This is a genomic window from Segatella copri, assembly GCF_002224675.1.
Lineage (GTDB): Bacteria > Bacteroidota > Bacteroidia > Bacteroidales > Bacteroidaceae > Prevotella > Prevotella copri_U.
Map to the genome: position 1 here is coordinate 13275 of NZ_NMPZ01000016.1, position 26247 is coordinate 39521.

Annotated in this window: 12 protein-coding genes; 4 read left to right on the forward strand and 8 right to left on the reverse strand. The window is 47.0% G+C overall.

Going from position 1 to position 26247, the window contains the following annotated elements; genetic code table 11:
- Positions 1-14: 14 nt before the first annotated feature.
- From CFT61_RS10420 to CFT61_RS10455, 8 genes are all read right to left on the reverse strand, one after another.
- Positions 15-3218 carry a SusC/RagA family TonB-linked outer membrane protein gene (locus CFT61_RS10420; protein WP_089544369.1) on the reverse strand — a complete coding sequence of 1068 codons (3204 nt, stop codon included), beginning with the start codon at positions 3216-3218 and terminating at the stop codon, positions 15-17.
- 319 nt (positions 3219-3537) lie between these two features.
- The gene (locus CFT61_RS10425) at positions 3538-6507 is read right to left on the reverse strand and encodes a two-component regulator propeller domain-containing protein (protein ID WP_089544370.1); all 2970 of its coding nucleotides are present in this window, start codon (positions 6505-6507) and stop codon (positions 3538-3540) included.
- Between the two features lie 119 nt (positions 6508-6626).
- Positions 6627-8552: a glycoside hydrolase family 13 protein gene (locus tag CFT61_RS10430; protein WP_089544371.1), complete on the reverse strand. Its 1926-nt coding sequence runs from the start codon at positions 8550-8552 to the stop codon at positions 6627-6629.
- A 52-nt stretch (positions 8553-8604) separates the two neighbouring features.
- On the reverse strand, positions 8605-10575 hold the full coding sequence (gene pulA, locus CFT61_RS10435) for a type I pullulanase (protein ID WP_089544425.1): 1971 nt from the start codon (positions 10573-10575) through the stop codon (positions 8605-8607).
- Positions 10576-10720: 145 nt separating this feature from the next.
- Positions 10721-12856, reverse strand: a complete 2136-nt coding sequence (locus CFT61_RS10440; RefSeq protein ID WP_089544372.1) for a glycoside hydrolase family 97 protein — start codon at positions 12854-12856, stop codon at positions 10721-10723.
- 217 nt (positions 12857-13073) lie between these two features.
- Positions 13074-15752, reverse strand: coding sequence for a 4-alpha-glucanotransferase (locus CFT61_RS10445; protein WP_089544373.1), 2679 nt, complete (start codon positions 15750-15752; stop codon positions 13074-13076).
- A 143-nt stretch (positions 15753-15895) separates the two neighbouring features.
- A complete protein-coding gene (locus tag CFT61_RS10450) occupies positions 15896-17209 on the reverse strand; it encodes an MFS transporter (protein WP_089544374.1) in 1314 nt (437 codons plus the stop codon).
- A 26-nt stretch (positions 17210-17235) separates the two neighbouring features.
- On the reverse strand, positions 17236-18261 hold the full coding sequence (locus CFT61_RS10455) for a LacI family DNA-binding transcriptional regulator (RefSeq protein WP_089544375.1): 1026 nt from the start codon (positions 18259-18261) through the stop codon (positions 17236-17238).
- A gap of 283 nt (positions 18262-18544) precedes the next feature.
- On the opposite strand from CFT61_RS10455, the gene CFT61_RS10460 reads away from it, so the two are divergent.
- Genes CFT61_RS10460 through CFT61_RS10475 form a run of 4 tightly spaced genes read left to right on the forward strand, consistent with a single transcriptional unit; the run spans position 18545 to position 25933 of the window.
- The gene (locus CFT61_RS10460) at positions 18545-21586 is read left to right on the forward strand and encodes a SusC/RagA family TonB-linked outer membrane protein (protein WP_089544426.1); all 3042 of its coding nucleotides are present in this window, start codon (positions 18545-18547) and stop codon (positions 21584-21586) included.
- A 20-nt stretch (positions 21587-21606) separates the two neighbouring features.
- Positions 21607-23292 carry a starch-binding outer membrane lipoprotein SusD gene (gene susD / locus CFT61_RS10465; RefSeq protein WP_089544376.1) on the forward strand — a complete coding sequence of 562 codons (1686 nt, stop codon included), beginning with the start codon at positions 21607-21609 and terminating at the stop codon, positions 23290-23292.
- Between the two features lie 38 nt (positions 23293-23330).
- Complete coding sequence (locus CFT61_RS10470; RefSeq protein ID WP_089544377.1) at positions 23331-24521, forward strand: SusF/SusE family outer membrane protein; 1191 nt, start codon at positions 23331-23333, stop codon at positions 24519-24521.
- A 17-nt stretch (positions 24522-24538) separates the two neighbouring features.
- Positions 24539-25933, forward strand: coding sequence for an Outer membrane protein SusF domain-containing protein (locus tag CFT61_RS10475; RefSeq protein WP_089544378.1), 1395 nt, complete (start codon positions 24539-24541; stop codon positions 25931-25933).
- The last annotated feature ends 314 nt before the right edge of the window (positions 25934-26247 follow it).

The window sequence follows — 26247 nt, forward strand, 5'->3', positions numbered from 1 at the left end:
GTCTATTCTCATTATTAGAATGTGAAATGGAGACCACACATAAACGTTCTGGCACTTGGGAAAGAGCAGAAGTTGTAACCTGGGGTAAAGGTACCGCCGGCGTAGTCTACATTATATCCATGATAGCCTGTGAAAGTGTAGAGGTTCTGTGCTGATACATAGAGACGTACGCCACTAACATATCCACCAAACCACTTGTCTGGGAAGTTGTAGCCCAATTCTACGTTGGCAATCTTCCAGTAAGCAGCATTCTGAATCTTGCGAGAGCTGAAGAGGTCGTTCCATGCCAATGTTGCATTGTTGGCAGCGTAGGTACGTGGAACACTTGAAAGGTAGGTACCATCCTCTGACCAGCGGTTGGCATCCAGCATGCCTACTTCCTTGTTACCATAACCGTAGCAAGAGTTCAAGCTATTATAGATATCATCTGATACATGATAGTTCAAAACTCCGTAGGTAGAAATGTTGAGGTCGAAGCCCTTATACTCCATGTGGGTGCTCAAACCGAAGTTAACCTTTGGAAGACCACTGCCCAATACGGTCTGGTCGTATGCATCGATTACACCATCAGGAGTTCCTTCTGGACCAGAAATATCCTTATAGAGGCAATCACCTACATTAGCACCCTGCTGAGTTGCGTGGTTGTCGAGATCTGTCTGTGTACGGGCGATTCCCTCGTAAACCCAACCATAGAACTGACCGATCTCCTGACCTACGTAGGTAGCGTATGCACCAGAGATGTAAGAGTCCTTACCGATACCCAGAGAAGTTACCTTGTTCTTCAAGGTACTCAAGTTGGCACTGATGTCATACTTGAAGGCGTGGTCACGGTTGCGATAGGTTGCGCTGAACTCGAAACCACTGTTCTCCATTGAGGCAGCGTTCATGGTTACAGAGGTGTTGGATACACCAGTCTGTGCAGGAACAGGAACAGAGTAAAGCAAGTCTTCTGACTTGTTCTTATACCACTCGGCTGTGAACTCCAGGCGGTTGTTGAACATCGCGAGGTCGATACCCACGTTGGTGGTCTTCTTCTTCTCCCATGCGATATCGTTGTTCACGAAGGTAGAAACGGCAGAACCGGTTACAGGACTGTTGCCGAAGCTGTAAGTCATGTTGTTACGGTTCATGGTAGCCATATACTGGTACTCACCGATATTCTCGTTACCGAGCTCACCATAGCTGGCACGAATCTTGAACATGTTAACGATATCCTGACTGATTGGGAAGAACTTTTCCTTATCGAAGCGCCAGCCCAAAGATACAGATGGGAAGGTTGCCCAACGGATGTTCTTGCTCAAGCGGGAGCTACCATCACGACGTACTACTGCAGAAATCAGGTACTTCTCTGCATAGTTATAGTTCAAACGGCCAACGTATGATGCCAGACTATGCTTATACTCGTATGACTCTGAGTAAGTGTTCTTGGCATTCTGAAGCTGGAGGAAGTAAGGCTCTGTGAAGTTGATACCCCAACCTGTCAAGAGGTTGGTGTTCTCTTCCTCGTAAGTCATACCAGCGAGCAGGTTGATGTTGTGCTTACCGATTGTTCCATTGTAGGTAATGGTATTCTCAACCAAGGCGTCGCTGTAGTTGCGTGAGCCCTTGGTAAGGCGCTCATTCTCCTTGGCAAGATATACACGGTTGCTCTGAATCCAGGAAGGAATCCAGGTCTTATCCTTTGCCTCTGTCTTGCTGTAAGAGAGGTTTACATTATAGTGAAGACCATGGTTCTTGCTCTTGATACCTACCATACCCAACAAATCTACGTCGGCAGAAGCGGTACCTACGAAGCGGTCAACCAAGGTGTTGCGCTGCAGGAGGTTATTAACCAGCAATGGGTTGGATGCAGAGATGTCACCATGTACGCTGTCATAGTAAACACCATAACCGTATGCATCGTAGCGATAACCGTTGGCTGCACCTACCTTGTCATCGAGAACCCATGTTGACTTATCGTAAGCCTTGATAGTTGGCTGCATCAGAAGTGTACCACGGAGCACGTTGGTTACATCACCATAAAGACCCTGAACATACTCTGAGGCATTAGAAAGACCCATGTTGTCCTGGTTGGAATGAGAATAAACCATGCTGGTGCGGAATTTCACGAACTTGGTGTCCATGGTGTTGTTCACACGGGCTGTATAACGCTCGTAGTTAGGACCTGCACCCTGCAATGTACCCTTCTGGTTATAGTAGTCGAGAGATACATTATAAGTACTGTGAGAGCTACCACCGCTGAGGGCTACGTTGTGATTCTGGCGGATACCAGTCTTGAACACTTCGTCAAACCAATTTGTATTGGTAGCATCCTGGAAGTGATACTTGCCATCCTCGCCCATCTTGTAACCACCAGGCAGAGGAGTGTTGGAGTTTGAGCAAGCCTGACCCAGATAGTTGCTATACTGGTCGGCATTCATCACGTCATATACATCGCCAGGAATCTGGTCAACACCGAAGTAACCAGAGTAGTTTACCTTCAGAGGCTGGTCTTTCTTACCATTCTTGGTAGTGATGATAACGACACCATTAGCTGCACGAGAACCATAGATGGCACCCGCAGAAGCATCCTTCAAGATCTGGATGGTCTCAATATCATTAGGAGAGAAATCACGGATAGTGGTACCCATTGGCACACCATCGATGACATAAAGAGGAGCTGTGCTACCGAAAGAACCGATACCACGGATACGTACGCTTGGGTCGGCACCTGGCTGACCATCGGATGTAATCTGCACACCAGCTACCTTACCTTCGAGCATGGTAGAGATGTTGGAGTTAGACACCTTCTTCATCTCCTCTGCATTGACGATAGCTACAGAACCGGTAAGGTCTGCCTTCTTCTGGGTACCATAACCCACTACGACAACCTGTTCGAGCAACTGATTGTCTGAAGAAAGCTGGATAGGTTCAAGGATAGCGCGTCCGCGAACGGCAATCTGGCGCTCCTTGAAGCCCAAATAGCTAACCAAAAGAGTAGCGTTAGCTTTTACTTTGATCTCGAAGTTACCATCGAGGTCAGTTACAGCACCGGTCTTGGCATCCTTGGTCTTCACTGTTGCACCAATCAGAGGTTCGCCCTGATCATCTACAACCTGTCCCTTGACTGTAATCACCTGATCCTGTGCTACAGCAGCCATAGCGGTCATCGGGGTTACGAAAGAAGCACCACCGACTGCACCTAGGCATAGCATCATAGAGAATAATTGTTTCCTCATTGCTTAAAACTTTTTAGGTTTATGATTTTGTTTATTCTAATTTTCTATGGTTTGTTAATTTTCAAACGGTTTGTTTGTTATCGCAAATCGGTTTGATCGTTAATTTTCGGTGGCAAAAGTACAATTAATCACTATCAAGCAGGTGGACAAACGTAAATAATAGGTGGACAAAACGCATAAACAGTAGATTTTTCCGTTTATTACGCACTTATCCACTAGTTGTGCTCCCACACATACAAAACAAGGAGTTGCTTGACTTAAATCAAGCAACTCCTTGTTGTATTTCGGTTTCTTAACAATTATATACTTCCAAACACACCTACTCGTCGAGCGAATCCTTATAGGAAGAAGGCGACACACCATACTGCTTGGTAAAGCAACGGGTAAAATACTTCGGATCATTGAAGCCCACACGATAGGCTATTTCCGTGATGTTCCGGTTTGCCACTTTTTCTGTAATCATCTTCTTCGCGATGTCGAGACGATAGTTGCGGATAAACTGGGCGGTAGGCTGACCAGCCTCAGCATTCAGCATCTTACTGAGCACACTGCGGTTCATACGCATTTCATCAGCCAACTCCTGTACACCGAACTCCGAGTTATCGTAGTTCTTCTCCATCACCTCCATCACGATATCCATAAACGGTCGCTCCTTTTCGGCTACCTGTTTCCTGTCAGCTTCTATCGACTTCTTCTGACTATCCTGATAGCGTTTCTGGTTCTCCAGAATCATCTGGATGCGACTCTGCAACTTGCCCGGTTCATCACTATCCTTCAGAGCTGCCTCTATCGGACGATAGAGTTCCTCCACCTCGCGTTCGCGCATCTTCTCCAGTCTGCTGGTATAGATGTAGAGCAGGAAGGCGATGAAGGCTATCACCATCAAGGAGACAAACCACCAGCTCTTCCAGAAATAAGGAGTCACCTTAATATCTACGGATATAACCTGCTCCTTATCGGAATCGAAGGAAGGAATATACTTCACTTCAAACTGATAGCTGCCCGCCGGCAAGGTAGAATAGCGCACACTGTGCTGCCCCGGTTTCAGCTGAACCCAATCGTTCTCATATCCCTTCATGCGATAGAGATATCCCCCCTGACTCTCGCTGCCATAGTTCAAGGCTGAAAAGAAGATCGTAAACGACTTGTCGCTCTCATGGATGCACAACCTTTTGGCAATGGATATATCATCGTCCAGATAATCACTGCCGGCAAACACCGGCTGGTTATCTACCAGAAGTTCGGTAAAACGCAGTCTGGCTAAGTTATGAACCGCATGGTTCACACCCGTAACCGCCATCAATCCCTCATCGGTACCCAGGTAAATCTTACCCTTGGCATCACGGATGGCACCATTGAAATAGAACTGCGAACTGAGCAGTCCGTCCTCACGGGAATAACTGCTGAAAGTCTCAGTCTTCGGATTGAAGATGGAGAGTCCATTATCCGTGGCTATCCATAACATACCCTGGTTATCCTCTACAATACCCTTCACGGTATTGTTGGCTAATCCATTATTCGTGGTGAAGGACTTCACGTATGTCTTTCCCTCCTTATTATAATTATAGCAATACAAGCCGTAGCCATTGCTGCCCAGCCAGATCTTGCCATCCTTCGCCAGACAGAAAGAGAGAATCTTGTCTATCACGCCACTCTCTGGGGCATCCAACTTATACGGATGATATTCGACGGCAAACTCGCCCTTTCCACGAGAACGGGACTTCAGATTGATCTCCACCATACCCTGCACACATCCCATCAGGAGCTTTCCATCTGGTGTAATCAGGTTTCCGATGCAGCCACGCACATCCAGACAGCCCTTGAAAGGCTCTATCAACTGCTGACGCTTCAAATCGTAGAAGAAGAGACCATCATTGGTTCCCAGCCACATACCATCATTGATAGGATCATACACCAGTGCTCCTGCAAAATTCAGAAAATGCTGATGCTTGGCATCTACCACAAGAGGAATGATCCTGCCCGGCTGCTGGAGATTCATCACAGCCATGCCCATACCCCAGGTGCCTATCCACAGATTCCCCCGGTTATCGGCAGCAAGCGTGGAAACACTGTTGTGGGGCAAACCGGAATTTGCCGTCGTATAATGGGTAAAGTTCCTGCTACCAGGAGCCAGAGCATTGAGTCCGCCCTCTACGGTTCCTACCCACAGGGTGCCATCCGGGGCTGCATACATCGAATTCACCGCATTCGGAGAAAGACTGGCAGGATTCGCTGCATCGTGCTTGAAAAATTCCAGCTGCAACTGGCGTGGTGCCAACTTGGTGATACCACCCGTTTCGGTACCTACCCAGATCTGTCCATCCTTAGACAACAAGCTGTTTACAAAGTTACTACTCAACGGATTCACACTGCTACAATTCCAATGCTCGATCGTACCAGTCTTATCATCTATAATATCCACACCACAGAGAGTACCCACCAGAAGCTTATCATCCTCTGTGATGGCAAGACTCGTTACCACCTCATGCTGGAGTGAATGAACTGTGCCTGAAGCATGAAACTCCTGCTTGGCACTATTATACAAGCCACGGTTGGTTCCCAACCAGATTTTTCCATGATAAGAAATGACGGCTCCCGCATATCGGTAATCAAGCGGTAAGAACATAGAACTGATGTTCTTTGCCACCAATCTGTTGTTTTGAACAGAGAATTCACTCACTACTCCATTATTACACATCACCACCGTGCCATTGCGATACACATCGCAAAGACCGAGATCAGGAGCATTGTAAGGGTATCTGACAGACAAGACACTATTCACCTCGCCCTTCTCATTGAAGGAGAATCGGGTTAGGAGATTGATGGATACCATCCATACATTTCCCTTGGCATCACAATACATTCGGGTGCAAAGATTCTTGAGTGCCTTGTTGAGCTGAGCTTCTACTTTTTCATTCTCACAAGGTGGAATGACGGGCTGCATCGTTTTGAGGTCGAGCACCTGCGGACCTTCCTCGAAAGCTATCCAAAGGCGCTTGAAATGATCTTCATAGACATTGCGACAGCTATTGCTTCGCAGACTGATACCGGATGAGCCCAGATTGAAGTTCATATAATTGAATCCATCATAACGTACCAGTCCACCACCATGCGTACTGATCCAGACGAAACCGTATGAATCCTGGAAAATATCATCCGCAAAATTATTAGGCATTCCTGCCGCCATATTGAGATAGCTTACATTAAAGCGACTAGGAAGGCTGCCTTGCGCAAAACTGCTCAAGGTTATGAATAATGCTGCTATGATGGAAAAAATGTATCTAATCATTTGTTCTATATAGGTTCTGCTGCAAAAGTACGAAGAATAATCGAAACAAAAGAATAAATACAAGAAAAAAGTGCCTATCAGTGTAAAAATACACCGTTAGGCACTTTCTTGAGTTTTTTCTAGAATTCGAGTATCATAGTCTGGCGAGGACGAAGCTTCACGTTCTTGTTGATCAGAACGGTACGGCCATTCGTTACATCCGTAGCCTTCTCGGCATTGCCGATAATCTCTGCATAGCGGGAAACATTCAGTTCGTTGGCTTCCTTCTTGCCATTGATGATGGTCATCACGCTCTTTCCCTTATACTGGCGGGCAATGACATACACACCCTTCTGCGGACAGAACTGGGTCTGCTTACCTTTGGTGATGACCTCGTTGCCCTGGCGCCAATGCAATAATCGGCTGAGCCAGTCGAACATCTGGTTTTCAGCCTGAGTTCTTCCTTCGGCAGTAAAGGCATTGTGCTTGTCACCAGCCCAACCTCCAGGGAAGTCCTTGCGGACATTGCCATCGGTTACGCTCTTGGTACCATTCATCAGCACCTCGGTTCCGTAATAGAGCTGTGGGGTGCGGTTGACGGTGAGGAGAAGTGCCAGCGCCTGCTTCAATGCCAGGGTATCCTTGCCTTCACCCAGGAAGCGGTCGGTATCGTGGTTCTCTACGAATGCCATCACGCTCTTTGGGTTCGGATAGAGATAGTCGTAGCAGAACACGTTGTAGATGCGGTTCATGCCGTTCCACCAGTCATCAGTCTCCTCGTTCTTCGCACTGTTGATGCGGTCGAAGAAGGCGAAATCCATCACGGTAGGCAGATAACTGTTCTTTTCTGAGAGCTTGCTATCCTTTTGCCAGGCAGCAGTATAGGCAGGTTCGGTTACCCAAGTCTCGCCCACGGTATTGAAGTGAGGATACTCTTCGCCCAGCACCTTCATCCAGTGTGCCATCGCATCACGGTCGGCGTATGGATAGGTATCCATGCGGATGCCGTCGATGCCCACAGTCTCTATCCACCACTCACTGTTCTGAATCAGATATTTGATGACGTGCGGATTGCGCTGGTTCAAATCTGGCATACTTGGCACAAACCAGCCATCTACGGTTTCTGTAAGATCTACCTTGCTGGCGTATGGGTCGAGCACAGGAGTCAACTTATAACTGGTCTGCAGATACTTGTCGTTTACCTTGGCAGCACCATCCACGGTACCTATCTTCTTCTGATGTTCCGGTGTCTGGTTTTCCGGAGCAAGCCATTCTGGAGCATTGAACCAATCCTTTGATGGCATATCGGCTACCCAAGGATGATCGAAACCGCAATGGTTGAAAATCATATCCATCACCACCTTCAATCCCTTCTTATGAGCCTCAGCAGTAAGCTGCTTGTACTCCTCGTTGGTACCGAAGCGTGGATCTACACGATAGTAATTGGTGGTAGCGTAACCATGATAGGTACTGTTCTTGCCATCATTAGGACTGTCATTCTCCAAGACCGGAGTAAACCACAGGGCGGTTACGCCCAACTGGTTGAAATAATCCAGATGCTGGCGGATTCCCTCCAGGTCGCCACCATGACGAAGACTTGGTGCCGTGCGGTCGCAGGTCTTGTCACGCATGTTCTTGAATGCATCGTTCTTCAGATTGCCATTGGCAAAGCGGTCGGGCATCAGCATGTAGAGCACATCCTCGTTAGAGAAACCGATGCGCTTGTCCCCCGCCATCTCGCGGTTTTTCAACACATACTTCACCTTCTTCGACTGCTTGCCCTGCTTGAAGTTGAGTGTCATCTCTCCTGCCTTGGCACCATCGAGATTGAGATACACCAGCAGGTAGTTAGGAGAATCGAGGCGGGCGATGCTATCCACCTTCACCCCCGGATAATCTACCGTAACATCGGCATTCTTGATATCCTTGCCATACACCATCAGCTGGAGCGAGGCATCCTTCATGCCCACATACCAGTCGGTAGGTTCAATGCGGCTTACATTGACTGCCGCATTCATACTTATTGCGCTACCCATAAGCACTAATGAAGCTATTATCTTTTTCATATTTACACCTTATTATATATATAGACTATTCTTACACATTATTATATATAGACTATTTCTGATAAAGAATCAAGGCAGACTGAGGGGCAACCTCTACTTCCTTGCCAGAAATGAAGCCCAAACCTTCCTCGTTGATGACACCATTGCAGCAAGCCACGGTGTAATTGCCCTCAGGAATCTGCATCTTCTTTGCCTGCTTGTTGAAATTATAGATGACTACAATATGCTTCCAGGCATCAATGCCCTCCAGGCTCTTGAGCTGGAAACCAACGAGGCAAGTCTGCTTGTTGCCATTGGCATCCTGACTAGGCAGGAACTCCAGATGCTGACGCACCTTATCGCCTGTAGAAAGACGGAAGGCTGGATGGTTCTTGCGAAGCTGAATCAGATTCTTATAGAAGGTGAATGCCTGTGGATACTTCTGCAGATTGGTCCAGGTAAACTGGTTGATGCTGTCTGGAGAATTGAAACTGTTATGCACTCCCTTCTTGTCGCGAAGCATCTCCTCACCGGCAAGGATGAAAGGCACACCCTGCGAAGTGAACACGCAGGTCTGGGCAAGCTGGTCGATGCGGAGCAATTCGGCAGTACGCATCTCTTCAGAGATTTTCTTGTCTGTCAGGGATGGGATGCTCGCTTTCAATCTATCTACCAAGCACATATCATCGTGGCAGCTTACATAGCTGATCTGCTCGGTTGGGTTGTTGGTCCAAGGCTTCTTGTCATAGTTCACCTTGGTCATATCTACCTGCGGATGAGCAATGCCACCCACGATACCGAACTTCAGACTCTCCTCCTCGCCAGGAAGACCAGCCAGGAGCGCACCCTTATGGTCATCAGAGAAAGGACCACGAAGAGCATCACGCATATCATCGCTGAATGCACCGATACCCTTCAACTGATGGGTATTCGCCTTCATGGCAAGTTTCTCGGCAGGATAAGCGCAGCTGCCTGCACTCCAGCCCTCACCATAGATATAGATACTAGGATCGATGCGGTTAACCATCTCACGGATAGCCTGCATGGTCTCGATATCGTGAACACCCATCAGGTCGAAGCGGAAGCCGTCGATATGGAATTCATCAATCCAGTACTTCACGCTCTCCAGCATAAACTGGCGCATCAAAGGCTTTTCAGAAGCTGTCTCGTTGCCGCAGCCTGAACCATCGCTATACTTTCCATCTTTATTCTTGCGATAATAATAATCAGGATAAGTACGCTGGAAGTTGCTGCCGTTGATATCGAAGGTGTGATTATACACGGCATCGAAAATCACTCGGATACCAGCCTTGTGAAGTGCCATCACCATCTCCTTGAACTCCTTGATACGGGTTCCTGGAGAATATGGATCGGTGCTATAGCTGCCTTCCGGCACATTATAGTTCTTCGGATCATAGCCCCAATTGAACTGAGGCTTGTTGAGCTGGGTTTCATCTACGGATGCGTAATCGAACACCGGCTGGAAATGGATGGCATTGATGCCGAGGTTCTTGAGATATTCGATAGCCTTAGGTTCGGTAAGGGCGAGATACTTGCCCTGATACTTCAAACCCGATGTAGGAGAAATGGAGAAATCACGCACGTGAAGCTCGTAGATGACGAGGTCGGCTGGCGACTGGATGGCAGGACGCACATCCTTGTCCCATCCCACAGGGTCAGTATCATAGAGATCAACGATAGCGCCACGGTTTCCATTCACACCTACCGCCTTGGCAAAGGTTCCCGGCGTTTCGCCCTTACCGATATCGAAGGTATAGAACTTCCCCTTCAGATCGCCCTTCACGGTAGCCCCCCATCGTTCATCGCCCATCTTCTTCATCTTCAGCGTCTTGTAAGCCTTACCTTTTTGTCCATCCTTATAAAGACGGATGGTAACAGAAGACTTGCCGGCTGTTGGAGCATTGAGAACGAACATGGTTTTCTCCTTGGAATACATCATCTCATTGAATGTCTGCTGAGCACTCAATGAAGTTGGTAATATCGATGCTGTCAATGCTGCAATTATTAGTTTCTGAATGTTCATATTATTTAAGTTCTTGTTAGTCATTAAACTATAGTTATAAAACTGTAGTTTTAAAATGGGAAAAGGAATTCAAGAGAAATCAGGAAATCATCCTCATAACACGAGGTTATGGTCTTATCCCTGACATCTCTCAAATTCCCAAAAATTATTTAGCGAGCAGTGAGATGGCGAAACCACCACCACGTGCTTCATTAATCTTCAAGACATCACCCTTCTTCACAGTCTTGTGGATGATCTGGTAAGATTTAGGATTTTTCTCGTAATCTGCATTCTTGCCGTCCTGATAGATGGCGCAAGCATACTTCTTTCCCTTATCGAGGAAGTCGAGCTTTACTACGGATGTGCGGGCTGCATCAGTCTTGCCACCAACAAACCAGTTATCGGTACCCTTAGCCTTGCGGGCTACGGTGATATACTTAGCTGGCTCTGCCTCCAGGTACTTGGAGTCGTCCCAGTCGCAAGCTACGTCGCGGATGAACTGGAAGGCATCGTCGTACTTCTCATAATGCTCTGGAAGATCAGCTGCCATCTGCAGCGGACTGTACATCACGAGATAGAGAGAAAGCTGACCACAGAGTGTGGTATGAACATAGCTCTTGTTGTTGCTCCACTCAGAAAGCTTGGTCTCGAAGATACCAGGAGTGTAATCCATCGGACCACCCTGCAGACGGGTGAATGGCAACATCACGGTGTGATAAGGCTTGCTGCCGCCAAATGCCTCGTACTCTGTACCACGGGCACTCTCGTTACCCACCAGGTTAGGCCAGGTGCGGCAGATACCAGTAGGACGGGTTGCCTCGTGGGCATTTACCATGATATGATGCTTGGCAGCTGTTTCAACCACACGCTGATAGTGATTGTTCATCAACTGGCTATAGTGATACTCACCTCTTGGGATGATATCGCCCACATAACCGGTCTTCACGGCATCATAGCCATATTTGTTCATCAGATTGAAAGCATCCTCCAGATGGCGCTCGTAGTTGAGAGCAGCAGAAGAGGTCTCGTGGTGCATCATCAGCTTCACGCCCTTGGAATGAGCATAGTCGTTGAGCATCTTGATATCGAAGTCAGGATATGGAGTTACGAAATCGAAGACATCGAGCTTCTGATGGCCGAACCAGTCTTCCCATCCTTCGTTCCAGCCCTCTACCAGCACCTCCTGCAAACCGTTCTTGGCTGCAAAGTCGATATAGCGTTTTACTTCCTCGTTGGTTGCACCATGAGTGCCATTAGGCTTGCACTTGCTGTAATCTGTTACACCGAGGCGAACAGATGGCAGGTCGTTGGTATAGCTCCAGGTCTTGGTGCCAACTATCATATTCCACCATACACCGCAGTACTTGGTAGGATGAATCCATGAAGTATCCTCGATCTTGCAAGGCTCATTGAGATTCAATGTCAACTTGCATGAAAGCATATCACGGGCATCATCGCTTACCATCACGGTACGCCAAGGTGTATTGAATGGAGTCTGGATGAATCCCTTTCTGCCTACGGCATCAGGAGTCAACCAAGACTCGAAAGTCAATGTCTTTTCGTCGAGGTTGAGGTGCATGGTTGGATAATCCAGACAGGCAGCCTCGTGGATATTGATATAGAGACCATCCTTGGTCTTCATCTGGAGAGAGGTCTGAACGCCGGTATCCGAGAAGACGGTAGTAGATGAATTGCTCTTGTAAGATTCGCGGTTCTTGGCGATGATTGGACGGATGCCGGTCAATGGAGTAATGTTGTAGTCATACTCCTGGGTATCGTAATCACCAGGAATCCAATAGGCAGTATGATTGCCTGCCATGGCAAACTGTGTATGTTCCTCCTGAATCACGAAATAGTTAAGGCTTTCCTGCTGAGGGAACTCATAGCGCAAACCCATACCATAATCATATACGCGAAAACGGATAGTGATGTTACGCTTGGAAGATGCCTGATTCAGGTTTACCTCCATCTCGTTGTAATGGTTGCGGATGGTAGCAGTCTCACCCCATACAGGCTTCCAGGTCTCATCGAAGGTCGATGTCTTGCTACCGGTCTCTGTGAAACCATCCATCAGACTGGTTTCTTCCATGCCCTTAGAGGCATGCTTATCCTTAGCCAGCTCCAATCCGAGATGAGATGGCTTACATACAGTCTTTCCCTTATAGCTCATCTCGTAGGTAGGCTGTCCCTTTTCGGATAAAGAGAAAGTTACCGAGACGTTGCCGTTAGGCGACTTGACGGTCTGGGCTGCTGCCAACATCGGGAGCAAGAGACCCATCACTAATAAATTCAGTTTCTTCATTCTGTTTACCTATTGTTTATTCTTTAGTTTATTCGTTAGACTATAGGATATAGCAGCACCGGCAATCAGGAAAACAGCTTCCGTTGCACGCACTTGCATTATTGCTTGCAAAGATACGAAAAACAAAAATACCCTCCTAAAAATAGAAGGGTATTTTGATGTATAACAATGTGCAAACGGTTGCACACCTTTATTCCTTGTTTGAAGAGTCACCCGCTTAATTGCGTCCGCCCTGTGCCACAAGCTCTGTAATGTTAGCCATAAACTCCCTGTTGGCAGCCAACTCCTCCAGACTGAGGTGCATGCGATAGCGCCAGTAGTGCTTTGGATTGGCAGGAATGTTGATGCGCTCGGCTTCAGCATCCGGCAGACGGAGCTTCTCATCAATGGCGAGCCAATCCTGTACGCTCAATACGCAGAGCATGGATGGAGAGGTCAGGTGACGGGCGATGATGTCTCTTGCCAACCAACCTGGGAGCGGATGAGGAGCTGGTCCCTCACGATAGAGCATCGTGTTGTAATACTCCTGGGTGCGGGAGATGTTCTCGTCCCACCACATACGCAAGGTTGGCATATCATGGCTGGAGATGGTGCAGACTGAGCGGTATGGATTACGGCTCAGATGACCGAACTTAACCGTTGGGTCCTTTGGCATGCTCTGAAGCTCCAGGCTCAGAATCTTCAACTCGTTCATCACCCATGGCACGCAATCAGGTACCATACCCAGGTCTTCAGCACAGACCAGCATACGGGTAGCCTGAACCAGCTTAGGCAACTTCTTCATCGCCTCGCCATACCAGAACTGGTTGTTGCGACGGTAGAAGTAGTCGTTGTAAAGGCGATTGAACGCAGCCTTGTCGTTATCATAGAGCGACTCGTAGATGAAGTCGAGCTGTGCAGAGATACGTGGGTGGAAGAGCTCAGGATCCTTACGGTCACGCACAAAGAGCACATCGCTGATCAGGGCATACAAGCCATCACGCAACCAGATTTCCTTCTCATCAGTTACATCCTGGAAGAGAGCCTCTACCTTGCGCTGGGTATCTACCTCAGGCTTCATCTGATAGCGCTCATCATCCAGACGGTCGAGATATTTCTCCTTCACTTCGTCGGCACGCTCATGGAACATACGGTCCAATACCCAGTCTGTAATGAACGGACGTGTGAAGCGGTCCTCCTGGAAGTTCAAGCCGTAACTCTGGATCTCACCACGGGTCATGGCGAGAGCTGGCGCAAACTGTCCGAGCAAGCCATGCACGCTATGCACAGGGATTTCCCAAATTCGGAAGAAGCCGAGCACGTGGTCGATGCGGTAAGCATCAAAGAACTTCGACATATTCTGGAAGCGGCGGGTCCACCAGAGGCAGCCGTCCTTCAGCATCTCATCCCAGTTGTAGGTAGGGAATCCCCAGTTCTGTCCATTGACAGAGAAATCATCCGGTGGAGCACCCGCCTGACCATTCAGGTTGAAGTACTTAGGCTCCATCCACACATCACAACTATGGCGATGCACACCGATAGGAATATCACCCTTCAGGATGACACCCTTAGCCTTGGCATGCTCGTGTGCCTCCTGCATCTGCTTGTTCAGAATGAACTGCACGAAGTAGAAGAACTCCACGTTCTGGTATGCCTCGGTTTTTGGGTTGGTCAAATCCTTGCGCTCAGCCTCATCCCAGACATTATGGTCTGGCCACTGAGAGAAGTCGGCGGTGCCATTCTTGTCGCGCAGGTACGAATACTGTGCGTAAGGCACGAGCCACTGTTGTGTTTCCTGAAAGAAAGCCTTGAAATCGGCTCCCGACATCATCTCTTTACCTTCCTGTGCAAATATCTGTTGCAGATAATCCTGCTTGAAATCATTCACCTTCTCATAATCAATCTGATGCAAGGCATTGAGCTCCTGGCGGGTCTTCTCTGCCTTCTCGCAAGCCTTCTTGTCCTTCAATGCAGGTAAGGCATTCAGATCGGCATACATCGGATGGATAGCAAAGACGCTGATGCAGCTATATGGATAGCTGTCCGTCCAGGTATGGGTAATGGTGGTATCATTGATAGGCAGAAGCTGAAGAACCTTCTGACCGGTAGTTGCCACGAGATCAATCATCGTCTTGAGATCGCCGAAATCGCCCACACCGGCACTTTTCTCACTGCGCAGAGAGAATACCGGCACCTGTGTTCCGGCAAGCTTGCGGTTGTAAAGGGCGAAGAATGCCTGATCCAGTTCGTAAGTGATGGCATCACCGGCTTTCATCTCAGGAAGGTCGATGGTGCGGTTCATGGATGTTTCCCAGATCAGCGTATCCTTCTTTTCATTGTAAGCCACAAACTTGAATTCCATGTGGCGAGTCTGCAGATGGGCAGCATCCAGTTCTGCAACCCATTCATTATAAGAGTGCTGAGTCATCTTCAGCATCTTCTTGGCATTCCATGCGCCCAACAGGTTATCAGCGCCCACAACACCTAAGCGATCACCGTCGCGAAGTTGGGGAGCACGCACCACGAGGCGCACGGTCTTGGCATTATTCTGCTCCTTCATCTCTTCTGGAGCCTGATGATTGATACAGTCTGTAAAGGCACTGCTATAGAGATATGCATCCTCTGGAATCACCTTCCAATGATCATACTGGGTCAGATTATTAGCCTTCAGGGCTGTAAGTTCCAGACGATGCTTCACGAGAAGCCACTCGGTCTTAACCACCACGCCATCGCGCTCTACACTATAATAATAGGTATAAGCTTTGGCGGGTTGTTTTACACACCAGTCAACCGACCACTCCTTACCATTGAGAGTAGCCATCGGAATTTTCAATTCCTCTTCATCATCCTCCTGTATGTTCAAGACGAGTTGCTCGCCGAACATTGTTCCGTATTCGATATGAAAATGTATCGTCATAAGAGTTCGTTAGAAGTTAGTTTATATTTAATTTTATTATTTTCAGTGCGAAATTAGCAAAAAAAATCGTAAGTATATAGTTTCTATTTGCACAATTTCAGATAAAACCAATGCAAACGTTTGCATAGGTTTTATCTATACACTTATTCATGACCTTTGATAATGCCGACAGACAAAGCTCCGGCGATAAGCAACACGCCAGCCACAATCATCATATCGCTCTGATGAGAACCAACCAGACCCAGAATAGTACCACCGCAGATGGCAGCCACAATCTGAGGAATACAGATGGTTCCGTTGAACAAGCCCAGGTAAGCGCCCATGTGCCCATAACCCTGCAGAGCATTGGTCACGAAAGTGAAAGGCATCGCCAACATGGCAGCCCAGCCGGCACCAATCATCAGGAATGGAATAAACTGCAGATACTGATCATGCAGGAATGGGATGAGAGCGAAGCCCACACCACCTATAATCAAGCTCACACTATAAGCCATCTTGGTATTCTTGAACTGAGGAAGAACCACTGCCCAGAGCACACTACCTACTGCCTGAACGGCAAAGAGGATGCCTACCCAGTTGCCTGCCGCCTGGAACTCTGCCGACTTAGGATCGGTGGTATTCCATACAGTCTCGGCGATGGCACCTGTAGAATAGTTCCAGAGATAAAGGAAAGCAGCCCAACAGAAGAACTGAACCAGTCCTACCTTCCAGAAAGTAGAAGGTGCGTTTTTCAAGAGGGTAATCCAGTCTGCCTTGCCCTCTTCTTCCTTTTCTACCTCGCCAGCTACACCATTATAGGCAGCATACTGCTGAGGATTCCACTCCTTCACCTTCATCGTGGTATAGATGACACAGAGGATGAGGATAGCGGCACCTACATAGAATGACCAGATGACGGAATCAGGCACCACGCCTTCTTCGGCTACATTCTTGATACCCAGGAAGGTAAAGAGGAATGGGAAGATATATCCGGCTACAGAACCGGCATTGCAGAGGAAACTCTGGATAGAGTAAGCCTTTGCCTTCTGCTTCTCGTTTACCATATCGCCTACCAGCATCTTGAAAGGCTGCATCGCCATATTGATGCTCGTATCGAGGAACATCAGGGCAATCAAGCCGAAGAGCATCGCTCCGCTTACCGTCAGACCGAGAGAACCGGAATTCGGCAGCAGGCACATCACGAGTACGGCTATCGTGGCTCCCACAAAGAGATAAGGGATGCGGCGACCAAAACGGCACCAGGTCTTGTCACTCAATGTGCCGACAATAGGCTGTACAAGGATTCCCATCAATGGAGGGAGAATCCAGAAATAACTCAAGTTGTGTGGATCAGCACCCAACGTTGCAAAGATTCGGGAGATGTTGGCGCTCTGAAGAGCGTAGGCAATCTGCACTCCGAAGAATCCGAAGCTCAGGTTCCAGAGCTTCCAGAAACTTAAATCAGGTTTTTGTGTCATATTGTTGTTATTTAAATATTTCAATTTTATCTTGTTGTTCCTCGAACCACCAGACGAGTTCTTACCACTCGTTTCTCAACGTCATGCGTAGGGGTGGATCCTTCCACCTGTCCGATGAGAATATTGGCAGCCTCTTCGCCTACTGCCACTCCACGCTGTTCTACCGTAGTGAGCATCGGATCGCAAGCCTTGGCTCTGTCGCCATTGGTAAAGCCGCAGATACTGATGTCATTCGGCACATCGAAGCCCATTCGCTTGGCAGTATAGAGAATGCCTATCGCCGTATCATCATTGATGGCGAAGAAAGCATCCGGATGATTTTCCTCCCTCAATATCTCTGGTGTAAGCACCTCTGCCTGGGCACGGTTATCACAGATTCTCACCCAGTCGGGGTTCTCCGTCAATCCGTGCTTCACCAGTGCATCATGATAACCGTTATAACGGTTCTTGGAGATTTCCAGATTCATCGGCGAACCGTAGAAGGCTATCTTCTTGCAGCCCGTATCCACCAGATGGGTAACGGCGGTAAAGGCGCCCATATAGTCATCTACTACCACTCGGGAGCAGTTCACGCCCGTACAGATTCTATCGTAGAAGACGAGAGGCACGCCATTGTTCATCAACTTCTCGAAATGTGCGTACTGCTTGGTATCCTTCGCCTGTGATACGATGATACCGCATACCTTATTCTTATAGAAGTCCTCGCAGATGGCCACTTCCTTGTCGTATCTTTCGTTACTCTGTGCCACCATCACACGATATCCGCGGGCTCTCGCCTCCTCCTCTATGCCCGAAAGGACGGACATAAAATAATAATGTACGAACTCCGGCACAATGACTCCGATGACCTTCATCGGCTGTACCTTGCTATGGCGCAAAGCCTCACCAAGCATGTTCGGAAAGAAATTATGTTCACGTGCAAAAGTCTGAATACGCTCCTTCTGGGCAGCACTGATTCTAGGACTGTCCTTCAATGCCCGGCTCACTGTAGCAACACTGACTCCCAGTTCGCGAGCTATATCTTTCATTGTTATGTTGTTATTTTCGTTCATGTTGTCTTAAATCACACTGCAAAATTAGGCAAATATCCGCTATTTTGTACCTTTTTTGTTGACCTAAATCAAGCAAAAGGAATGCAAACGTTTGCGCACAAGAAATAACGGAATTAACTGAAAAATAGTACATCGTATCGAAAAAGACTTTAATTTTGCACCCAGAAAGAATAAACAATTAGACAACTCGACCTCTTTACATAAACAGGCCAGAGACTAAAAGCAGAATATTCATTTTAAGAATAACAATAGTATAAACATAAACTTAAAAATCGAGCAAATGATGAAGCAGGTAAAAATTAAATTGCCTCTCAGAGCGTTGACCCTAGCAAGCGGTCTGCTTCTGACGGTGAGTTCCTTTGCGCAGAGTAATGCAATTAAGGGACATGTGAAGGATGCTTCCGGTGAGCCTATCATGGGTGCTACCATTACAGTTAACGGTAAGGCAGTGGGCATTACCGACATGGATGGTAACTTCTCAGTTGATGCAGCGCCAGGTGCCAATCTTACTTTCACTTATCTTGGAATGACACCAAAAACAATCAAAGCAACATCTAACATGATGATTACCTTGGTTGACGACCAGAAGTCTTTGAACGAGGTCGTTGTCATCGGTTATGGTCGTGCTAAGAAGAACGACTTGACTGGTTCTGTTACAGCTATCAAGCCAGATGAGATGTCAAAGGGTATCACAAGCAGTGCCTCTGATATGTTGGTAGGTAAGATTGCCGGTGTTGACGTACAGACTGGTGGCGGTCAGCCTGGTTCTGGCGCACAGATTCGTATCCGTGGTGGTGCTTCTCTGAGTGCTTCTAATGACCCTCTCTACGTAATCGATGGTTTGGCTATTGATAACAACAACCTTACTGGTACAAGTAACGTCTTAGCGATGATAAACCCTAACGATATCGAGAGTTTCACCGTATTGAAAGACGCTTCCGCTACCGCTATTTATGGTTCTCGTGCATCTAATGGTGTCATCATCATTACAACCAAGAAGGGACGTTCTGGACAGAGACCAACTGTTACCTATAATGGCGATGTTACAGTATCTACCATCCAGAAGAAATATGAGGTAATGAATGCCAGCGAATACAAGCAGGCTCTTACCAATCTGGGTATTGACACTAGCGGTTTGGGAACTGCCGATACGGACTGGCAGGATGAGATTTTCCGTACAGCCATCTCTACCAAGCATAACCTCAGTATTCAGGGCGGCTTGAAGGATATGCCATATCGAATTGGTTTAGGTTTCGATGACAACAATGGTATCGTCAAGACTACTTGGATGAAGCGTTTCAATACTTCTGTCAATTTGGCTCCTTCCTTCCTCGATAAGCACTTGAACGTCAACTTCACAGCGAAGTATATGTTCGAGAAGGATCGCTATGCAAGTTTTGGTGATGCCATCGGTAATGCACTGACCATGGATCCTACACAGCCTGTTCGTGTAAGCGACCCTATGTACAATTGCGTAGGTGGATATTTCCAGTATCTGGACAATGCGGGTAACACAATTACTGATCCTAACTGGACAAAGATTGCCAAGGCTCAAGTACCTCAAAACCCTGTGGCTCTCCTCGACAACCAGAAGATAATGGCCAACACCAATGACATTTCATCAAATCTTGAGGTGGACTATAAGATTCATGGTTTCGAAGACTTGCATTTACATGCTGCTATAGGTGCACAGTACACAGATGCCAAGCAGCACAATGATATAAACAAGTATTCCTCTTCTAATAACTATTTTGGTTATTACAAGACAGACCATCAATACAAATACAGCATCGAAGGAAAAGCTTTTGCCGAATATGCCCACAAGTTTGGTGTACACGACATCGACATCATGGCAGGTGCTGAGCAGAGCCACTTCCACAGAGTAAGCTATAACTTCGGAAGCGGTATTGATGAGTACTTGAGAGATAAGGATCCAAAGATGGTTGATGGTGAATGGAACTATGTAAATAACCCTACATATCAGAAGAACACCATGTGGAAGAGTCACAACTCTTTGGTATCTTACTTCGGACGTTTCAACTATAACCTGTTAGATCGTTATCTGCTTACAGCTACATTCCGTGCCGATGGTTCTTCTCGTTTCAGAGATGGCAAGAAGTGGGGTTACTTCCCAGCTGCAGCTTTTGCATGGAAAATCAACAACGAGCCTTTCCTCAAGAATGTAAAATGGATTGACGAATTGAAACTCCGCTTGGGCTGGGGTAAGACAGGTCAGCAGAATGGTATTGATGACTTCTACTATGCTCCTGTATATACAGTCAGCGATACTTATGCACAGTATCCATTTGGTGACAAATATTACACAACAATGCGCCCATCCAAGTACAATCCAGACTTGACATGGGAGAAGACTACAACTTACAATGGAGGTCTCGACTTCACCGCTCTCAATGGCCGTTTCGGCTTTAATGTAGATGGTTACTATCGTAAGACTACCGACCTTTTGGCAACCGTTGCCATTGCCGGTGGTACCAACTTTGGCGACCAACTCTTGAAGAACATCGGTTCTGTAGAAAACTATGGTGTAGAATTGGCATTCAATGTAAAACCTATCGTTACCAAGGACTTCTTGTGGGATGTAACCTACAACGTAGGATGGAACCACAACGAAATCACTAAGTTGGAGGCTGGTTTACAAGACTGGACTTGGACAGGCAGCAAGGTGTCTCGTGGTAACAACACATTGGTACAGGTAAACAAGGTCGGCGAACCTCTCAATTCTTTCTATGTTTTCCAGCAGGTTTACGACGAGAACGGCAAGCCTATCGAGGGATTGTATGTTGACCGTGACGGTAATGGAAAGATTGATAATGACGACCGTTATTGCTACAAGAACCCTGCTCCTGATGTAATCATGGGTTTCACCACTAAGTTCATCTATAAGAACTGGGACTTCAGTGCAGCTTTCCATGCTTCTATCGGCAACTATGTGTATTACGATTTCCTGAACTCCAAAGCTGAGTTGATGAAAATCAATGAAACTAACCTCTTCAGAAACACAACTGCAGAAGCCGTCGAACTTGGCTTTAAGGGTACAACTGATCTCACGACCAATGCCAGCGACTACTTCGTACGCAATGCGTCTTACCTGAAGTGTAGCAACATGACTTTGGGATATAGCTTCCCTGCATTGATCAAGGCTGGTGCCGAGAAGATTTGCAGCGGACGTATCTACTTCACAGTTCAGAATCCATTCATCATTACCAAGTATAAGGGTATCGACCCAGAGGTAAGCAACGGTATCGATAGCAATCCTTACCCACGTCCAATAAGCTTCCAGCTTGGTTTGAATCTTAACTTCTAAAAATAAAAAAGGAGACAATTATGAAAAAAATATTTATAACGACTGCAATGGCAAGTATGTTGTGCATGGGCTTTGTCTCTTGCGCAGACGAACTGAATATCAAGTCCATTGACCCACAGTCTTCCCCAACATATACTGTAGAAGGTCTCTTGGCTAAACAGTATGCAACCCTTGGTCTTACTGGTCAAAAAGGCCCAGCAGGTTCAGCAGACTTGAGTGGCGACGAGGGTGAAAGTGGATTCATTCGTACCATTTTCAACCTGCAAGAGTTAATGACCGACGAGACAGCATGGGCATATCAGAACGATAATGCTATTGCCCCTATCACCAACTTCAGTTGGAATAGTGGTAATGACCGTGTGAACTGGGCATATCAGCGCCTCATTTTCGACATCACACTGTACAACCAGTTTATTTTCGAGCAATCAGGTAGCTTGAGCGAAGACAGAATCGCAGAAGTTCGTTTTCTCCGTGCTCTGAACTACTATTATTTCCTTGACCTGTTTCGCAAGGCTCCATTCAAGGACACTTTCGACAACAATCTCCCTACCGAGAAAAGCGGCAAGGATCTCTATGAGTGGTTGGATAATGAGTTGACCACCATCGAACCTATGATGGCTGAGGTGGGTGCTTATAATAACAGTGAGAATTTCGGACGTGCCGACCGTGGCGCAGCATACGCACTCCATGCCCGCTTGGCTCTTAACTCTGAAGTTTATACCGATGGTCAGGTAAAGGACTACCAGAAGGCTATTCATTATTGCGACGAGATTATCAACAGCGGTAAATACGATCTTTGTCGTGCAGAAAAGAATGGCTGGAGCGGTTATCAGCAGCTGTTCATGGGCGACAATGACTGCAACCCTGAGGCTATGAAAGAAATCATCTTCCCTATCCGTCAGGATGGTTTGAAGGCTCGTGCGTATGCAGGTACCACATACCTCGTATCAGCAGCTACTATAGGTGGTATGCCTTACGCAAGCACACAAGACCCATGGAAATGTATGTTTGCCCGCGAAAACCTTATTGAGAAGTTCTTCCCTAACAAGGACATCCCAATGGCTAAAGTTGATGATGTTTTGAGCAATCCTACACAAGAAGAGGTGAGAGCTAAGGATAGCGAGAAGGGCATCGGTACAGCAGACGTAATCGCAAAGGCTGGAGACGACCGCGCCCTGTTCTATATGGGTGTAGGTGGCTGCGAAACAGGAAAAGTTCGTACTATCAATCCAGGTGAGAACATCACAGGTCCTCTGAATGGTGCATCTTTTGTAAAGTGGAGCAATCTCCATGCAGATGGTTCCACACAGCACGATCAGAACTATTCAGATACAGACTTCCCTATGTTCCGTTTGGCAGAAATCTATCTGACCCGTGCAGAGGCTAAGTACCGTCTCAACGGCAGTCACAGTCAGGAAGGTTTGGCTGATATCCAGTATGTTCAGGACCGTGCCCACCGTCAGTTAAGAGCTACATCAGTAGATGAGCAGACCCTTATCGATGAATGGTGCCGCGAGTTCTTTATGGAAGGTCGCCGTCGTTCAGACTTGGTTCGCTTTGGCTTGTTCACAGGTTCTAAGTACCTCTGGAGTTTCAAGGGTGGTGTAGAAAAAGGTGCTGGTACTCCAGCATACTACGACATCTATCCAATGCCAGACAATGAGATCAAGAACAACCCTAACTTGCATCAGAACCCAAAATACTAAATTGTTAGGAAACAAGATTTAATTTAAAGAAATCAATTATGAAAAAGATATTCAAATTAATGTTGCTGCCAGCGTTGGTACTTCCTTTGCTCTTTACATCCTGTGATGAAGACAGAGACAGCAACCCAACATTGGATCTGAGTCATCTTGCTGAGGGATTTGTATTGAACACTCCTGCTCTTGCAGAAAACAATACCTATGATCTCAAGAGTGCAAAAAACCTTGTGCTTACATGCTCTCAGCCAAATTATGGTGATGCACCTTACGCAGTGAAGTACTATGCACAGGTTTCTATCGACCCTGCATTCGCCAATGATCCTACAACCACTCATACAGAGTTGGCGACATACGCAGAGAATGCAAGCAACTTGGAATTTAATGCATCCGAAGCAAACGATGCTATCGTATCACTCTTCCAGGCAGCCAATCCAGACACAAGCGTTCCTGAGGAAATGCCTATTTACGTCCGTCTTCGCGGAGTCATTAGCGGTACTTTGAATCAAACCTTGGGCGAGACCTATTCAAATGTCATTACCCTGCCTTCTGTCAAGGCTACCTACGAGGCTCCTGACGCTAAGTTCACAGATAACCTCTTCTTGATTGGAAGTTCTATCCAGACTCCATGGCAGAGTTGGAAAGCTATTCCTAAGGTAGAAGGCTTGGATGGCAATTACTATGGTATCATCTACGTGCCAGCTGGTGGCGAATTCAAGTGGGGTACCGAGAACAATGACTATCGCGGCATCAACCGTATCACCATAGACGATCAAGCCGAAGCAGGTATCTCTGAAGGTGAAAACCAAAACATCAAGGTGGCCAACGCAGGCTGGTACACACTCCACTTCAAGGGTAAGATTACCGAAGATAAGAAGAACATCGAATGGACAATGACTATTTACAAAACTCAGGTTTACCTGATTGGTGGTTGTATTGGTCAAAGCACTTGGGGCCATGCTGACGAAAATGCTCTGACTCCTCCAGCTGAACCAACTGGTGAATGGGTTTCTCCTGCATTCACAGCCAGTGAAGAGCTTCGTGTTTCAGTCAAGGTCGGTAGCATCGACTGGTATCGCACAGAGTTCACGGTTCACAATGGCGATGTGTTCTGGCGTAAATATAATATGCCAAACAACTGGGCTGAAACCATGGGTGCAGATTACTCTGTTAAGCCTGCCGTTGGCACGAAGTTGTATGTCAACTTTGATACAAATAAAGCAGAAGTTAGATAATTTAAGATCAAAGCAAAATGAAAAAGACATTTTTATATAGCTTAGCAGTCTTGGCAAGTTTAACACTTGCCAGCTGCAACGGCGACTACGATGATTGGGCTCAACCTCAGACCAATCCACAGGAGGCCTCAGCTGCCAAATACGGAATTACTTTCGCAGCAGGTACTGAAGCTGAAAGTAGCTTGCCAGACAATGACGGTATTATCAATCTCGTCACAGTCAATTCATCAGATGCAGATGTTACAGGTTTCACACTCAAAGACTTGAAAGTAAATGGCGAAGCCATTAAAGGCGAAATCAACGGTAACAGCATTCAGGTAGACGCAACAGAATTGGAGAAGATTCTCTGCAGCCAGAACAAATCACGCGCAAGCGTTGCTCGTGACATCAACGTTGAGTCTAAGGTTTCTGTCAACTTGGCATCAGGTGATGCCGTTGCCATCAATACCGTAGGTACGACTACAGCCAAACTTAAGCCATCCCCAACTCCTGCTATTGATGAGAAAGGTTACTACATGCTCGGTGAAGTTAATGGCAATGGATGGAAGCCAACAAAACCTGTATGGATGAACAAAGTGTCTGATGGTGTTTACCAGCTCAAGGTCACCACAGAGAAAGATAAGAACTATTTTAAGTTCTACGAAGGTAGCAAGTGGGATGAAACCGGCAACTGGGATGTTATCAACACAGGTGTCTTGGGTTGCGAGAAAGACGGTAGCGAAGATGCTTCTGGTACAATCTATTATACTGGCGACAGCTGGGGTACTCCACAGACAATGGTTATCGCAGGTACGGGTACATGGATTGTAACTCTCGACATGAACAATCTGTCTTACTCTGTAGGCAAGCCTATCCTCTATATGGCAGGTGATGCTAATGGATGGGCTACAAATGACTACCTCGCAGGTGAGGATGGTGTACACTTTACTGGTTTCATGTTCTTGAACCAGAATGGTTTCAAGTTCTGTACTCAGCCAGAGTGGAAGGGCACCAACTATGGCGCGAACTTCGACACAGCTCCTGATGCAGCCAACATCACTATGACAGAAGAAGCCGGTTACTACAAGGTAGATGTTGATTTGGGAAGCAAGAGCTATGTTCTGACTCCTATCACAACTATCGGTATCATTGGTAGCGCATCACCTAATGGTTGGGATTCTGACGTAGATATGACATATGTTCCTTACAATGCAGAAACCAAAGAACTTGGCTACTGGGAAATCAAGGACGTAACATTTACATCTGGCGAAATCAAGTTCCGTGCCAACGATGACTGGGCAATCAACTGGGGTGGCGATACAAATGCTCTCACCCAAGGCGGTGATAATATCTCTGTAGAAGCTGGCACCTACGACATCAAGCTCTATGCATGGGCTAATGGCTATGCAAAGTGTGAACTGATCAAGAAGTAAGTATCTGTTTCATCATAACAAACACATCATAATAATAGGCGACTCTCCATTCGAGAGCCGCCTATTTTCGTTTCATCCTCCAGTATTTCAACGTAAGCCATCGGCAGAAAGAACTATATGTTCTGTGGAAACCACGATGGGGCTGAGCAGCGGGTGCAAAGGTACTACTTATTTGAATCCACCAATTTTTAGGGGGATAAATTTGCAGAAAATATTTAAGGTGAATCATAAATCTCCTTTCACGGAATGTGGATTGTATTGAAAATAAGAGAGTTAAGTATGAAAGGAAAAATCGGTTCAGGGGAGATTGTCCA

Coding starts and splice junctions, on each gene's coding strand:
- CFT61_RS10475 (WP_089544378.1), top strand. CDS start 24,539: ATGAAAAAGACATTTTTATATAGCTTAGCAGTCTTGGCAAGTTTAACA.
- CFT61_RS10460 (WP_089544426.1), top strand. CDS start 18,545: ATGAAGCAGGTAAAAATTAAATTGCCTCTCAGAGCGTTGACCCTAGCA.
- CFT61_RS10455 (WP_089544375.1), bottom strand. CDS start 18,261: ATGAACGAAAATAACAACATAACAATGAAAGATATAGCTCGCGAACTG.
- CFT61_RS10430 (WP_089544371.1), bottom strand. CDS start 8,552: ATGAAAAAGATAATAGCTTCATTAGTGCTTATGGGTAGCGCAATAAGT.
- CFT61_RS10420 (WP_089544369.1), bottom strand. CDS start 3,218: ATGAGGAAACAATTATTCTCTATGATGCTATGCCTAGGTGCAGTCGGT.
- CFT61_RS10425 (WP_089544370.1), bottom strand. CDS start 6,507: ATGATTAGATACATTTTTTCCATCATAGCAGCATTATTCATAACCTTG.
- CFT61_RS10450 (WP_089544374.1), bottom strand. CDS start 17,209: ATGACACAAAAACCTGATTTAAGTTTCTGGAAGCTCTGGAACCTGAGC.
- CFT61_RS10445 (WP_089544373.1), bottom strand. CDS start 15,752: ATGACGATACATTTTCATATCGAATACGGAACAATGTTCGGCGAGCAA.
- CFT61_RS10440 (WP_089544372.1), bottom strand. CDS start 12,856: ATGAAGAAACTGAATTTATTAGTGATGGGTCTCTTGCTCCCGATGTTG.
- CFT61_RS10470 (WP_089544377.1), top strand. CDS start 23,331: ATGAAAAAGATATTCAAATTAATGTTGCTGCCAGCGTTGGTACTTCCT.
- susD (WP_089544376.1), top strand. CDS start 21,607: ATGAAAAAAATATTTATAACGACTGCAATGGCAAGTATGTTGTGCATG.
- pulA (WP_089544425.1), bottom strand. CDS start 10,575: ATGAACATTCAGAAACTAATAATTGCAGCATTGACAGCATCGATATTA.